This is a genomic window from Exiguobacterium sp. s78 (assembly GCF_018618985.1).
Classification (GTDB): domain Bacteria; phylum Bacillota; class Bacilli; order Exiguobacteriales; family Exiguobacteriaceae; genus Exiguobacterium_A; species Exiguobacterium_A abrahamii.
Genome location: NZ_JACSNB010000001.1, coordinates 1,018,000 through 1,032,780 on the forward strand (window position 1 = coordinate 1,018,000; position 14,781 = coordinate 1,032,780).

Sequence of the window (14,781 nt, forward strand, 5' to 3'; positions counted from 1 at the left end):
CCGTCATGTATAATAAAGCCACGGATGGTATCCGCTTGCCGGAACCATACCGAATTGACAGGTGCCAGTTTTAGCTGTTTCAACTGCCTTGATCTTAACGGACAGGGACAGAAGGACGATATTCAATTATTCCGCCTTCTTTTCCGCATGCATTTATTTTGGAGAAGAAGGCGTTTTCCTTTTGTCCTCCCTACACACGTAAGGAGAGAACACGATGCACACAATGGGTCCATTACTCAAAAAACAACAAGCTGGAGAGAAGCTCGTCATGTTGACGGCGTATGATTATCCTTCAGCAAAACTATCGGAAGCAGCAGGAGTCGATATGTTGCTCGTCGGCGATTCCCTCGGGAACGTCATCCTCGGCTATGATTCAACGATTGCTGTCACGGTCGACGACATGGTTCATCATGCGCGCGCGGTACGCCGCGGCGCACCACAGACGTTCATGATCGTCGATATGCCGTTCGCAAGTTATCATGGTTCATTTGATCGCACGCTTGAATCAGCGGCGCGTATCTTCCAAGAATCGCAGGCAGATGCCTTGAAGCTGGAAGGGGCAGGGGAGATCTTAAAGACGATTCGTCGTTTGACGGACGCTGGGATGCCTTGCGTCGCGCATCTCGGATTAACACCACAATCCGTTGGTGTCCTTGAAGGATTCAAAGTCCAAGGGAAATCATTAGAAGCAGCCGAACAACTGATTGCAGACAGTTTGGAAGCAGAGCGTGCCGGAGCAAAGATGCTCGTCCTCGAATGTGTGCCGCATCCGCTCGCGAAACGCATTCAAGAGCTCCTCTCGATTCCGGTCATCGGAATCGGTGCCGGTGCAGACGTCGCCGGTCAAGTACTTGTCTATCATGACATCTTGACGTATGGTGTCGGTCGTTTACCGAAGTTCGTCAAAGCCTACACGGATTGGAATACTTCAGGAACGGAAGCGATTGCTGCTTACGTCAAAGACGTCAAAGCCGGTGCCTTCCCTGAACTAGCACACTCGTTCCAGATGGACGAAGAACTGATTGGTGCGCTTTATGGAGGGACTAAAGAATGAAAATCATCCAGGACGTCCAGACGTTACGCGAACGTTTAGCGGGAGCCGGTTCAATCGGTTTTGTACCGACGATGGGATTCTTGCATGAAGGGCATGCCTCCTTGCTCAAACAAGCACGACAAGAGAACGATGTCGTCGTCTTGAGTATTTTCGTCAACCCGACACAATTCGGACCAAACGAAGATTTGGATCGTTATCCACGAGACGCGGAACGCGATCAGAAGATTGCGGAGGCAGAAGGGGTCGATTATCTGTTCTATCCGACGAACGAGACGATGTATCCGCTGGATATGGCTCGTGTTACGGTCCGCTCCGGTGATGATGTCTTATGCGGCGCATCACGACCAGGACATTTTGATGGTGTGTTGACGGTCGTCAGCAAACTATTGAACGTCGTCCGTCCAACCCGTGCATATTTCGGTTTAAAGGATGCACAACAGCTCGCATTGATTGAAGCGTATGTCGCTGATTACTTTGTTCCGGTTGAGATCGTCCGTTGCCCGATCATTCGCGAAGCGGATGGTCTAGCAAAATCGTCACGCAATGTCTATCTATCGGAAACAGAGCGGGCGCAAGCACCGGGCATCCAGCAGGCGTTGCAACAAGCGAAACAAGCACTCGATCAAGGGGTGCCTGTTGAAACGGTTCTCGATCGGACGCGCGAAGCACTTCAATTCGAAGGGACGACGATCGATTACGTCGAAGCCGTCGACTATCCATCACTAGGACCCGTTACGGAACAAACGACTACGATTCTCTTGGCTGTCGCCGTGCAGTTTGCATCGGCACGTTTGATCGATAATTTACTATATACGAGAGGAGCATGACGATGTTACGCACATTCATGCACGCTAAACTACACAAAGCTCGGGTCACCGAGGCAAACTTACACTATGTTGGTTCGATTACGATCGATGAAGATTTACTCGATGCTGTCGGGATTCTTGAAAATGAAAAAGTCCAAGTGACGAACAATCAGAACGGTGCACGGATTGAAACGTATGCGATTAAAGGTGCTCGTGGTTCAGGTGTCATCTGTTTGAACGGTGCGGCAGCTCGCCATTTCCAAGTCGGAGATGAGGTCATCATCATGGCGTACGCACAACTATCGACGGAAGAAATCGCGACACATGTTCCAAAAGTGGCTGTTCTAAATGAACAGAACGACATCAAACAAATGTTGTCTCAAGAAATCGCCCACACGATCTTATGAAATTTTAGAGACCCGATCATGTCAGCGGGTCTCTTTTTTTGTTAAGATGAAGAATGAAATGCCATCCGGTCATGGAGAGGATGGATAAAAGGTGGAGGATCAGTGTTGAAGAAAAAGTACGTCGTAGTCGACCTGGAAACGACAGGTCATTCCATAAAGGCTGGCGATGAGATGATTGAGATCGGCATGGCGGTCATTGAAGATGGACAGTTGACAGAACAATTGTCTGCCTTCGTGCGTCCGACCCAACCGATTCCTCCGTTCATTTCCCAGTTGACGGGCATCACGGATGAGGATGTCAAAGAGGCCGAGACATTCGATGTCATCGCACCGCGTGTCTTATCATTGCTCGATGGTGGTGTCTTCGTCGCACATAATGTGCAGTTCGATTTAAACTTCTTAAACGATGCGTTAGAAGAGGAAGGATACTTGCCGTACACAGGTCCTGTCATCGATACGGTCGAACTCGCACGAATCTTACTTCCGACAGCAGAAAGCCACGCGCTGTCGCATCTGTCAGAGTCATTACACCTTGCCCATCAAGAAGCGCACCGGGCAGGGAGTGACGCTTCGGCGACGGCTGAATTGTTGCTTGAACTACTCAAACGACTACATACGTTGCCGCTTGAGACATTGAAGCACTTAAGACGTTTATCACCACGCCTGTTCAGTGCCATCGAAGAGGAAATCGACCATGCGATTCGTTTAGTCGGCATCGAGGAGGATTCACAGTTTGATCGTTTTCGAAAAATCGCTTTGAAAAAGCGTCAGACGATCGAACGCTTAACGCATCCGCCCGTTCTTGAACCGTTCGGACCATTCGTTGATGAATTGAATGCCGTGACGTTCCCTCGTCTATTCGAAGGATATGAAGAGCGACGTGGGCAGCTCGAGATGATGCGTCATGTCTATCAATCGCTCGATCAAGAAACGCCGTTACTCGTCGAAGCGGGAACGGGAACCGGGAAATCGCTCGGTTATCTTGTTCCGGCAGCGCATTACGCGCTCGAACATGAAGTCCCGATCGTCGTCAGTACGCACACGATTCAATTGCAGGAGCAACTGTTCGCGCGTGATTTACCGCTCTTGCGTCAACTGTTCGATGCGCCGGTCCAGATTGCATTGCTTAAGGGACGAAGTAACTATATTGATTTACGGAAATTCGAATTTTTCTTGAATGATCAAGAGGATGCTTATAACTTCACGCTCGCAAAAGCGATTCTGCTCGTCTGGTTGACGGAGACGGAAACGGGAGATCTAGAAGAAGTCAGCTTACCAGGCGGTGCAGCGCAAGGCAATATCGGCATTAAACAGTTGATCCAGTCTGATAGCCAATCGCAGCTCGGACGATTTGACCCGTGGTACAGCCGGGACTTCTTCCAACATGCGATTCGCCAAGCAAAGGATGCGACGATCATCGTCACGAACCATGCCTTGTTGTTTAGTGACCTGCAGTTCGAAGCAGGGGTCTTACCGAAAGGAAGTCCGTTGATTCTTGACGAGGCACACCAAATCGAAGAAGTCGCGAGCCATCATTTTGGTCTCGTCTTTGATGGACATACGTTTGATCGTCTGTTCCGACAACTCGGGTATTCGTCCGATAAAAAATTATTACACCGCTTGCTCGATCTGTCGGAAGAATGGGACATCGCCGAGATGGTCGAAGCCCATAGTGAGACGGTTGATGAGGCACTAACGACGTTACTCGAAGAAGCAGACGGGCTGTTAATGATCATTCAAGCATACGGGCTCGAACTGGCTTCCCGCAAAGCACGACGGGAAGGAATGGTCAGCATTCGCTTCAAGCGACTCGACCGTTCGATGCGTGCCGTCCAGGAAAGTGCCAAGCGGGTTGAATTGGTGTTGCGGCGTTTGCGTCAAGCAATCCGGGCGATTCATAAACTGTTCCATGAACACCGGGAGCAGATGAGTTATCGCGAACGTTCACTCGTCGCGGATTTAAAAGCGATCACGTCACAAATCGAAGAAGCGGAGCTCGCCATCTTCGAGACGATGCTTGCCCCGCACGATGAGACGGTATCTTGGATCGAGACGTCTGTTAAGAACCGGAAACTAACACGGGTCTACACACAACCAATCGACATTTCAGAGCGATTGCGACGGGACGTCTTTTCGAAGCGGACGTGTATCCTGACGTCTGCGACGCTGACTGTCTCGAACAAGTTCCAGTTCATTGAGAACCGTTTAGGGCTCGATGCGTTTGAGACACGTCGTTTCGTCGTTCCGTCGCCGTTCGGATATGCTGATAACGTGCGATTGATGATTCCGACGGATCTCCCACTCCTACAGGATGTACCATTGCCGGAATTCGCAGAGACGATTGCGGAAGCCATCTTACAAATCGCAGAGGTGACGGAAGGACGGATGCTCGTCTTGTTTACCTCAAATGACTTGCTAAGACTGACGCATGAAGCGACGAAACCGCTGTTACCTGACCGGTTTACGTTACTCTCGCAAGGAGTCACGCAAGGTTCACGGCAACGACTGATGAAACAGTTCAAGCAACTCGACGCTTGTATCTTGTTCGGGACGGCTAGCTTTTGGGAAGGGGTCGATATCCCAGGAGATGATCTCAGTTGTCTCGTCATCGTCCGACTACCGTTCGCGCCACCGGATCAACCGATCGTCCAGGCACGCTCGGAACGGATCGAAAAACTCGGGAAATCATCATTTTTCGAATACAGCTTACCGCAAGCGATCATTCGCTTTAAGCAAGGCTTTGGTCGCTTGATCCGGACGACGAACGACCGAGGTGTCGTCTTCGTACTTGATCGCCGGATTGAGACGACGCGTTATGGAAAACGGTTCGTCACGAGTCTGCCGAAAGTACCTGTTTTATCAAAACCGCTTGATGAACTGACGGCAGAACTAGAATTGTTCTTGAATGATGGCGATTAAGTCTATTCAGATAAACCCTATCGCATTATAATAGATAGAGAAAAATGAGGGAGGACATACAGATGGATTCAAAAATTGAAACACTTGCGACCGTCAAAGTGAACCGCCATGACGATACGTATAAAATCGTCGACTTGTTGAATCGGACACTGAAAACGGAAGATTTAATGTTCGGTCTTGCTCTCGATGAAAAAGACAAGGAGCAGATGGTCTTTACCATCTACCGCACATGAAGTGGAAAATCACGCTTGGTCTGCTAAGTGCACTCATTCTTTTGACTGTACTTGGCACCGCCGTTTATCAGGTGACGATCGCTGAGGCAAAAGACCGGGAACAGAGCGTCGCCGAACAAGCAGAGGCGCGTCTGAAAAAAGAACTCAAACCGACGGACGTCCGGTTCGAATCTGTCTTTAACGGGAAACGTCAATATGTCGTTTTTACGATGAAGCAGAACGAACAGGCGGTACGGGCGTTCGTTCCGAAAAAAGGAACGATTGAGACACGACCAGTTGCTGATGGTATTGCCATCAAAACGGTCATCGCGGATCATCCGGAACTAGGAGACATCGTGTCTGCTAAGTACGGCTTTGAGGATCGTGCCGTCATCGAGATCGTTTCAAAGACGACGACAGGTTATGATTATTCGTATTACACGTATCAAGAAGGTTCTTTCATCAAACGATTACGAATCAAGTAAAGGGAGTGGGCGACATGTTATCGAAACGCGTACGACAATTGACACCATCTACGACGCTAGCCATCACAGCGAAAGCCAAGGCACTACGTGAAGAAGGTCAAGACATCATCGGTTTAGGTGCGGGAGAGCCCGACTTCAATACACCGGAATTCATCATCCAAGCAGCATTCGAGGCAGCAGAAGCGGGCGATACGAAGTATACGCCGTCTGGCGGAACGGTTGCCTTGAAGGATGCAATCATCGAAAAGACACGCCGTGACTTATGGATGCCATACGAACGCTCAGAAGTCATGGTCGCTTCAGGAGCAAAGCATGCACTATCAACGTTGTTCCAAGCGATTCTCGATCCAGGCGATGAAGTCATCGTCCCAGCACCATACTGGGTCAGTTATCCAGAGCAAATTAAACTCAGTGACGGCGTACCGGTCATTTTAGAAACGGACGAATCGTCTCGCTTCAAAGTGACACGGGAATTGCTCGAGCAACACATTACCCCAAAAACGAAAGCACTCGTCTTGAATTCACCATCGAATCCGACAGGAATGGTCTATTCGAAAGAAGAGCTCGAGATGGTAGCAGATGTTGCGATCAAGCACGATCTACTCGTCATCAGTGACGAGATTTATGAAAAGTTGCTCTATAACGGTGCGACACATATTTCGATCGCGTCCTTGCCAGAGATGCGCGAACGGACGGTCATCATCAATGGTGTCTCGAAGTCCCATGCGATGACAGGCTGGCGGATCGGGTATGCAATCGGACCGAAAGAGATCATCTCAGCGATGACGAACTTAGCGAGCCATTCGACGTCGAACCCGACATCGATTGCGCAAGCAGCATCGGTTGCTGCGTATGCAGAAGGCGATGCACCGGTCGAAGCGATGCGTGTCATCTTTGAGGAACGACTTGAGAAAATCTATGCACGACTCATTGAAATCAAAGGATTGACGTGTCTGAAGCCAGAAGGGGCATTCTACTTGTTCCCACATGCAAAGCAAGCTGCCGAGATGTGTGGATTCGATAATGTCGATGACTGGTGTACAGCTGTTTTATCTGAAGCGAAGGTCGCCTTGATTCCAGGTTCAGGATTTGGTGCACCGGACTATGTTCGCCTATCTTACGCGACGGATCCGGCACGTGTCCTAGAGGCACTCGACCGGATTGAAGGATTCATCACGGCACATACAGCCGTTTAATAGAGAGAGGATGTTGACTGTTGAAAGCAATGATTCGGGATGTAAACAAATATGTAGGAGAAGAAGTGACGATCGGGTGTTGGTTAGCAAACAAACGCTCAAGCGGTAAAATCGCCTTCCTCCAACTTCGGGATGGCTCTGGATTCATGCAGGGTGTCGTCGTCAAAGAAACAGTCGGCGAAGACTTATTCAAGCAAGCAAAAGGCTTAACGCAGGAATCATCACTATGGGTGACAGGTGTCATCAAATCAGATGGCGGTCGGACAGCGATCGGTCATGAAATGGAAATTTCAAAAATCGAAGTCATCCATGAAGCGATCGATTATCCGATCACACCAAAAGCACACGGAACGGACTTCTTGATGGATAACCGTCACCTCTGGTTGCGTTCAAAGCGTCAGCATGCGGTCATGGTCGTTCGGAACGAATTGATTCGTGCGACGTACGAATTCTTTAACCAAGAAGGATTCATTAAAGTGGATCCGCCAATCTTGACAGGTAGCGCACCAGAAGGAACAACAGAATTGTTCCACACGAAATATTTCGATGAAGATGCGTACCTTTCACAATCGGGTCAGCTTTACATGGAAGCGGCAGCAATGGCACTTGGAAAGGTCTTCTCGTTCGGTCCAACGTTCCGTGCTGAAAAATCAAAAACACGTCGTCACTTGATCGAATTCTGGATGATGGAGCCTGAGATGGCATTCCACGATCACGAGATGAACCTCGAAGTCCAAGAAAACTATGTTTCGCACCTTGTGCAATCGGCACTGAAAAACTGTCGTGCGGAACTTGAGTTGCTTGGACGTGACTTGACGGTCCTTGAAAACATTAAAGCACCGTTCCCGCGCGTCAAGTACACGGAAGCAATCGACATGCTCAAGGAGCAAGGATTCGACGATATCGAATTCGGCGATGACTTTGGTGCACCACACGAGACAGCAATCGCAAACAGCTTCGCACGTCCTGTCTTCATCACGCACTGGCCAAAAGCAATCAAACCGTTCTACATGAAAGAAGATCCGGAAAACCCAGACTTCGTCTTGTGTGATGATTTGATTGCCCCTGAAGGATACGGGGAAATCGTCGGTGGTTCACAACGTGAAGAAGATCATGAAAAACTCCTCGCTGAGATGAAGAAACATGGTCTTGACGAGACAGGTGCTTATAAATGGTATCTCGAAACACGCCAATACGGTTCTGTTCCACACAGTGGCTTCGGTCTTGGTTTAGAGCGGACAGTCGCTTGGATCACAGGTGTCGAGCACGTTCGGGAAACAATTCCGTTCCCACGTTTGCTAAACCGCCTCTATCCATAAGCAGTAAGGAAAAACATCGACCCATCGTCTCGACGGGTCGATTTCTTGTTTAGACTAGAGAATCGAGGAAATACGATGAATCATAATTTAGTGCAATTATTCGAGGAAGGGACGGTCGTCTTACCGAAACGATTGTTCACCGAGGCAAAACGGTTAGGCATCAGTTTTGTCGAGTTCACGTTGATTGGTCAATTGTTTGCTTGCCGGGCAGAGGGCATGGAGATGCCGTCACCGGAAGAGTTAAGTAATCGACTTGGACTATCCGAGACGGAAACGATCGAGACGACACTCGGTTTATTACAAAAAGGATTACTGGCAATGGAGAACGTCAATGGGTCTGAACGTTATTCGCTTGTTCCGCTTTACGAAAAGCTGATGGCTCCACCGGAACAGGAAGCACCGAACTTTGATACGATCAACCCGTCCGTCTTCCAACAATTCGAGCGGGAACTCGGGATGATGTCACCGTTTCAGATGGAGCAGATCATTCAGTGGTTGACGATCGAGAACATTTCGGAAGAGCTAGTACTTGCCGCACTTCGAGAAGCGGTCTATCATAATGTCCGCAAAATGACCTATATCAATCAAATTTTACGGACGTGGGAACGTGAAGGGATCAAGACGCTTGAGGATCTCGCAGGGCGGGGAGGTTAAGGAGATGTTACGAAAGGCAGAAATCGATCGGATTGAAGCAACGTTAGAAGAGATGTTTCCAGATGCATTTTGTGAGTTGATTCATCGCAACCCGTTTGAACTGGTCGTAGCTGTTGCACTCAGTGCACAAGCGACCGACGTACTTGTCAATCAAGTGACGCCTGGTTTGTTCGCAGCGTATCCGGATCCTGCGTCGCTTGCTGCGGCACCCGTTGAGGAAATCGAGGACAAAATCAAACGACTTGGATTGTACCGGAATAAAGCCAAAAACATCAAGGCGCTTGCGGCACAACTCCTTGCGCAACACGACGGAGAAGTCCCGACGGAACGCGCCGGGCTCGAAGCCTTACCTGGCGTAGGACGCAAGACGGCGAACGTCGTCTTGTCTGTCGCCTTTGATGTACCGGCCTTTGCGGTCGATACACATGTCGAACGTGTCTCGAAACGCCTCGGGATCTGTCGCTGGAAGGATAATGTCACGCAGGTCGAAGCAACACTGATGCGTCGTTTCAAACGGGAGCGTTGGTCAAAGCTCCATCATCAATTCATCTTCTTTGGGCGTTATCACTGCAAGGCGCAACGTCCGAACTGTGAAGCGTGCCCGTTACTCGACATGTGTCGAGAGGGGAAAAAGCGGACAAAAGGAATAGCTAGACCCTAAAAGGGACAGACTATAAAAAAGAATGACTCGTCATACGCAACTCCTACAGGAAAAGCGCATTTTGCGCTGTCAGAGACAAACAAGACCTGAGGAAAGAGCGTGAAAAGACGAGTCATTCTTTTTTATTAGATAAGGGTGACAGATCATTCTGCCACCCTTATCTTTGTAGAGACTAATTTTTGAGTCATTACCCATTCCAAGGAGTATCGGACCATTCACGACGCTTTTTCGTGATCGGTACTTTTTTGAATCCCCAGTTTCGGAAATCTTGGTCCGGACTATCGCGTCGAATGTAAATCTTATCTTTGATGGCTTTAAAAATCCGGTTTTCGTCCCCATAATGGACAAACCGTGGTTTTACCTCGATGACACCACGACGGACGCGAGATAAAGGTAAGCAGACCAAGTCGGCAATCTCAAGACCAGATTGGTAGAGGTCGCTGTCTTTTTCAGCAAAGATGAAGCCTTTGATTTTTTGACGGCTTTTTTCGACGTCGAGATGGACCGTTCCCGAATTGAAGATATCGAAGAACGCCTTTTGAATGAGCAAGTTTTGATAATCATCACGGCTTTCAAGAACGACACGCGCACTCGTTGCTTCTGTCTCATCGAGGAAGGAATAAAACGACTTCATCAGATGGGCGAAGGCAACGACATACGGATCCTTTGGTGTCGAGAAAAAGTCTTGTAGCTTCTGTTTATCGACTTCGACGCTGACGATCGTACAATCGATATCAACTAAAAATTCTGGTAAGGCGATCCAGAAATGACGTAACATATCGATCGTGATACCATCTTCTTTACCATACGGATGCTCAGCTTTTAAAATCTCCTTCAAATGAAGGGGAATATGCGGATCTTCAAAAACTTTTGCCTTAAAATCCATCAAACGTTGACGAAGCGGACTTGGTTCACCGGTCTCGTCCGAATCGATGGCATATTTATATTCCATCAAGACACCCGTTAAATTGAATTGTGTATTACCCTTCGGTGTCCCAGTTTCGTCGACGAACATAATGTATTTCTTCGGGGCAGGGGTCGAATTCTTAGGAAATCCTTTGACGTCAACGCCTTTGACGTTCGATTGTACCCGTTTGTTCAAATGAATCTCCTCCAATTGCACAATAATTACACAGTCTTTTCGAAAGAAATGCTCTTGATGCCACTTTACACGCTAGGCGGCTGAAAAGCCATAGCCTGATAAGTGAAACCGTAGAAACATTCCCTCGTATGATTAGGTGTTCGACTTAAGGAAGATAATTCCTGTTTTTAAATCGTTATTCTTCACCATTCATTAAGCGATCGATATAACGAACGGATTTAATCGTTTCATTGAAGCGTTTCAGACTCGTTTTCGGCTGAAATGCTTGGACGGAAATTTGCTTCAGTTGATCAACGGCGCTTTCGACCATGCTAGGTCGTAAGTAAGGACTATCTTGGGCATTCGTTTGCCACTGTGCAATCAGTTGATCCGCTCGTTCAACGAACGGTACGACGTCTCGATTGAAGTCATATTCGGTTCCGGCACGTCCTTCTTGATAAATACGTTCAATCTCTTGTAATAACGGTTCAATTGTCATTGGTTTTTAACTACTCCTCTCGGCCGATACGGTACAATCACATATCATGGTACAATAAACGCGATAGGAGGGGAATCGTTTTGAATTACCCGAACGGTAAAAAATTTCAAAAGCCACTCGAGTCGCATGGAACCCGAATCAAGAAGGCGCGATCAACCGATTCCACCTTTTCGAATCGAGGGATGACGCTCGAAAAATTATTGAATGAAAGTAATACGTTTTACCTGACCCATAATCGGGCAATCATTCACAAGAAACCCACTCCGTTACAAATCGTCCAAGTTGATTATCCGAAACGGTCGGCAGCGGTCGTCAAGGAAGCCTATTTCAAGCAACCGTCGACGACGGACTATAACGGTGTTTATCGCGGAAAATATATTGATTTCGAAGCGAAGGAGACGACGAATAAAACGTCCTTCCCGATAAAAAATTTTCACCCCCATCAAATCGCACACATGCGTCAATGTGTCGAACATGGAGGAATTTGTTTTGTCATCATTCGTTTCAGTCTGTATAATGTGCAATATGTGCTTTCAGTCGAGCACGTGTTCCCCTGGTGGGATCAGCTAGAAAGCGGACGAAAATCAATTCCGCTGACGGTCATTGAACGAGACGGTATCAAAGTCGAGACTGGCGCGTACCCTGCCATCGATTATTTAAAGGCAGTGGACGAACTATATTTCAATTCAGACACTTTTTGATTGAAGGAGAAGGATAGCATATGGAAAGAAGTCGTGTCGCACGTCGTGAAGAGACGAAGTCATCTGAGAAAAAGATGAAACGGACGAAACGTCCCCAAAAGAAAAAGTCAGGTGGAGGTTCCGGTGGGAAAGGTCCACTTTGGAAAAAGTTATTGCTGATCGCTACCGGATTATTCATCGTCATGATGTTAGTCGGAGGCGGATTTGCCGCTTACGCGATTGCTACGGCACCTGAGCTCGATGAGACAGAACTTCGAGATGCTCTGCCATTGAAAATCTATGCGAGCAATAAGGAAGAGATTACGAAAGGCGGAACGAGTCGAGAATACGTGTCAATCGATGAAGTACCGGAAGTCGTTAAAGACGCATTCATCTCGATTGAGGACCGTCGTTTCTATCAGCACAACGGAATCGATTTCCGTCGTCTGGGCGGAGCCATCATCGCGAACGTGACGGATGGTTTCGGATCGGAAGGAGCTTCGACGATCACACAACAGGTCGTCAAACAATCATTCCTTAGCTTCGATAAAACGGTCACGCGGAAAGTCCAAGAACAATGGCTCGCAATTCGTTTAGAGCAGGACTATACAAAAGATCAAATTTTAGAGATGTACTTGAACAAAAACTACTACGGTCAAAACTCGTTTGGGATTCAGACGGCTTCAAAAGCTTACTTCAACAAATCAGTTGATAAGTTGAATTACGCGGAAGCTGCGATGCTCGCAGGACTGCCACAACGTCCGACCGCATACGATCCAATTAAAGGAGATCCAAAACTGACGAAATGGCGCCAGACACAAGTTCTTGATGCGATGTTGACGACAGGCGTCATCTCACAAGCGCAACGAGACAAGGCAGTCAAACAACCGATCTCAAAATTAATCAATCCGGCGCCAAAGTCGACGAAGGATGAATCGTACGACAGCGTCATCTTCGATATGGTATCAAAAGAGTTAGAAGATGATTTTGGTTTAGAAGGAAAAGACATCTACGGTCAAGGGTTGAAGATCTATACTTCGATCGATAAACCGATGCACGACTATATGAATGAAGCGATCAAGAAAGATCAAATCGTTCAATTACCGGAATATGCGGAAACAGCTGCGACAGCGGTCAACACGCAAACTGGAGAAATCCTTGCGGTCGTTGATGGTAAAAATCCAGGTAAAGGCACAGCGCGACGAAACTTTGCGAATGAACCGCATCAACCGGGATCGTCCGCAAAACCATTCTTCGCTTACGGACCAGCGATCGAAAATGATAAGTGGTCGACTGCGAAACAATTGACGGATAAACCGACAGAAGTCAACGGAAAAGAGATTGGTAACTATTATGATGGATACCGTGGCACGAATACGATCCGCCACTGGTTAAAAATCTCGGCAAACACACCGGCCATCCAAACGTATCAAGAAATCGGCGGTGATTCAGTCGAGGCGTTCGCTGAAAAATCTGGCTTAAAGATGAAAGACGATGAGTCGATTTCGCCTGCGTATGCGATTGGTGGGATGAAACACGGTTTCAATACGACACAGATGGCAGGAGCGTATGCCACACTTGGTAATGGTGGCGATTATATCAAGCCACACGTCATCAAATCGATTGAGTATAGTGATGGATCGAAAATCAAATCACCAATCAAATCGAAAAAGGCAATGGAAGACTATACAGCGTATATGTTGACGGACATGTTGCGTGACGTCTTAAAACCAGGTGGTACGTTCCCGAGTGCTGGATTGTCATTTGATGCAGCCGGTAAGACAGGAACGACGAATGCCTATAAAGATGTCTGGTTCGCAGGATATACATCGGATGTCTCAATCAGTGTCTGGACTGGGACGACGAAATCCGGAAACAACAATGGAGCCGGACTTAGCGGTCCGTACAACAGTACGATGGCACAGCAAATCTGGAAAGATTTCATCACGAAGACACGTGATCGTACGCCAGCACCATTTGAACAACCTAGTTCTGTCCTCAGTATCGGAAACGAATTGTACGTGAAAGGGACGAAGGAACCTGTCGTTGAAAAAAAGACGGTACCCGCTCCGACTGGATTACAAGCATCTTACGATGAAGACACAAAGAGCGGTGAACTGACTTGGAACTATAATGACGCCGCGCTTCGTGCCAATGGGTATGACGATGTATCGTTTGAAGTGACGATGACAGATGCTGACGGTGAAACATCGACGATTGGTACGAGCACGACGAATCGAATTGCCATCAATGGTTTGAAACCAGGACGGTCAACGTTCCAAGTCGTAGCGAAAGCGTCTGGAGAGGAATCTGGTCCGGTCTCGACGACGGTAACGGTTACCGATCCTGAAGCAGAAGAACCGACGACGGATGAACCATCGACGGATGAACCTGCAACGGACGAACCATCGACAGATGAACCGACGACGGATGAACCTGCAACGGACGAACCATCGACAGATGAACCGACGACGGATGAACCTGCAACGGACGAACCGACAACGGACGAACCGACGACGGACGAGCCGACGACGGATGAACCGGCAACGGATGAACCGGCAACGGATGAACCGACGACGGACGAACCAGCAACAGATGCACCGAATTCGAATGATGGAGCAAACGCGCAAAACAATTCGAATGGTTCGACGGAACGAAACAACAATACCAACAATCCGAATAACAATGGAGATGACTCTGAAGATTAATAAAGGAGCGTCACTTGTAAAGTAGACAAGACCAAAGACGAGTAGTTCGTTCTTTGGTCTTGCCTCTTTTTTTGTATAATGAGAAGTGGAAGGAAGTGAA

At 48.1% G+C, this 14,781-nt stretch carries 15 protein-coding genes; 12 read left to right on the plus strand and 3 right to left on the minus strand.

All coding sequences use genetic code 11. The features are described from left to right. Window positions 1-3 precede the first annotated feature (3 nt). Window positions 4-126 (minus strand): hypothetical protein, encoded by a 123-nt coding sequence (locus tag KNQ18_RS17400; protein WP_256429275.1) that lies wholly within the window; start codon window positions 124-126, stop codon window positions 4-6. Between the two features lie 88 nt (window positions 127-214). On the opposite strand from KNQ18_RS17400, the gene panB reads away from it, so the two are divergent. The 10 genes from panB (at window position 215) to nth (ending at window position 9,713) form a co-directional block, all read left to right on the plus strand. Then, on the plus strand, window positions 215-1,054 hold the full coding sequence (gene panB / locus KNQ18_RS05055) for a 3-methyl-2-oxobutanoate hydroxymethyltransferase (RefSeq protein ID WP_050677432.1): 840 nt from the start codon (window positions 215-217) through the stop codon (window positions 1,052-1,054). After that, complete coding sequence (gene panC, locus KNQ18_RS05060; protein ID WP_149427576.1) at window positions 1,051-1,881, plus strand: pantoate--beta-alanine ligase; 831 nt, start codon at window positions 1,051-1,053, stop codon at window positions 1,879-1,881. Before panB ends, panC begins: the two co-directional genes overlap by 4 nt. A 2-nt stretch (window positions 1,882-1,883) precedes the next feature. Then, window positions 1,884-2,267 carry an aspartate 1-decarboxylase gene (panD, locus tag KNQ18_RS05065; protein WP_029341994.1) on the plus strand — a complete coding sequence of 128 codons (384 nt, stop codon included), beginning with the start codon at window positions 1,884-1,886 and terminating at the stop codon, window positions 2,265-2,267. A 102-nt stretch (window positions 2,268-2,369) separates the two neighbouring features. Beyond that, a complete protein-coding gene (gene dinG / locus KNQ18_RS05070) occupies window positions 2,370-5,186 on the plus strand; it encodes an ATP-dependent DNA helicase DinG (RefSeq protein WP_353049767.1) in 2,817 nt (938 codons plus the stop codon). 62 nt (window positions 5,187-5,248) lie between these two features. Next, a complete protein-coding gene (locus KNQ18_RS05075) occupies window positions 5,249-5,419 on the plus strand; it encodes a YpmA family protein (protein ID WP_012370646.1) in 171 nt (56 codons plus the stop codon). Continuing rightward, window positions 5,416-5,883, plus strand: a complete 468-nt coding sequence (locus tag KNQ18_RS05080; protein WP_075642522.1) for a hypothetical protein — start codon at window positions 5,416-5,418, stop codon at window positions 5,881-5,883. Before KNQ18_RS05075 ends, KNQ18_RS05080 begins: the two co-directional genes overlap by 4 nt. Window positions 5,884-5,897: 14 nt before the next feature. Further along, on the plus strand, window positions 5,898-7,079 hold the full coding sequence (locus tag KNQ18_RS05085; protein ID WP_058704903.1) for a pyridoxal phosphate-dependent aminotransferase: 1,182 nt from the start codon (window positions 5,898-5,900) through the stop codon (window positions 7,077-7,079). A 29-nt stretch (window positions 7,080-7,108) separates the two neighbouring features. Then, window positions 7,109-8,398: an asparagine--tRNA ligase gene (gene asnS, locus KNQ18_RS05090; RefSeq protein ID WP_174316766.1), complete on the plus strand. Its 1,290-nt coding sequence runs from the start codon at window positions 7,109-7,111 to the stop codon at window positions 8,396-8,398. 75 nt (window positions 8,399-8,473) lie between these two features. After that, on the plus strand, window positions 8,474-9,052 hold the full coding sequence (locus KNQ18_RS05095; protein WP_023468616.1) for a DnaD domain-containing protein: 579 nt from the start codon (window positions 8,474-8,476) through the stop codon (window positions 9,050-9,052). 4 nt (window positions 9,053-9,056) lie between these two features. Next, window positions 9,057-9,713 (plus strand): endonuclease III, encoded by a 657-nt coding sequence (gene nth / locus KNQ18_RS05100; RefSeq protein ID WP_214805137.1) that lies wholly within the window; start codon window positions 9,057-9,059, stop codon window positions 9,711-9,713. Window positions 9,714-9,900: 187 nt separating this feature from the next. Here the strand turns inward: nth and KNQ18_RS05105 are convergent, their stop codons facing one another. Together KNQ18_RS05105 and KNQ18_RS05110 are read right to left on the minus strand one after the other, a co-directional pair. Continuing rightward, on the minus strand, window positions 9,901-10,815 hold the full coding sequence (locus tag KNQ18_RS05105) for a DUF3800 domain-containing protein (protein WP_023468614.1): 915 nt from the start codon (window positions 10,813-10,815) through the stop codon (window positions 9,901-9,903). A gap of 175 nt (window positions 10,816-10,990) precedes the next feature. Further along, window positions 10,991-11,293, minus strand: a complete 303-nt coding sequence (locus KNQ18_RS05110; protein WP_023468613.1) for a DUF1798 family protein — start codon at window positions 11,291-11,293, stop codon at window positions 10,991-10,993. A gap of 74 nt (window positions 11,294-11,367) precedes the next feature. Here KNQ18_RS05110 and recU point away from each other — a divergent pair, with 74 nt between their 5' ends. Then, on the plus strand, window positions 11,368-11,994 hold the full coding sequence (gene recU, locus KNQ18_RS05115; RefSeq protein ID WP_035396916.1) for a Holliday junction resolvase RecU: 627 nt from the start codon (window positions 11,368-11,370) through the stop codon (window positions 11,992-11,994). Between the two features lie 20 nt (window positions 11,995-12,014). Next, window positions 12,015-14,681, plus strand: coding sequence for a PBP1A family penicillin-binding protein (locus tag KNQ18_RS05120; RefSeq protein ID WP_214723544.1), 2,667 nt, complete (start codon window positions 12,015-12,017; stop codon window positions 14,679-14,681). Window positions 14,682-14,781 lie beyond the last annotated feature (100 nt).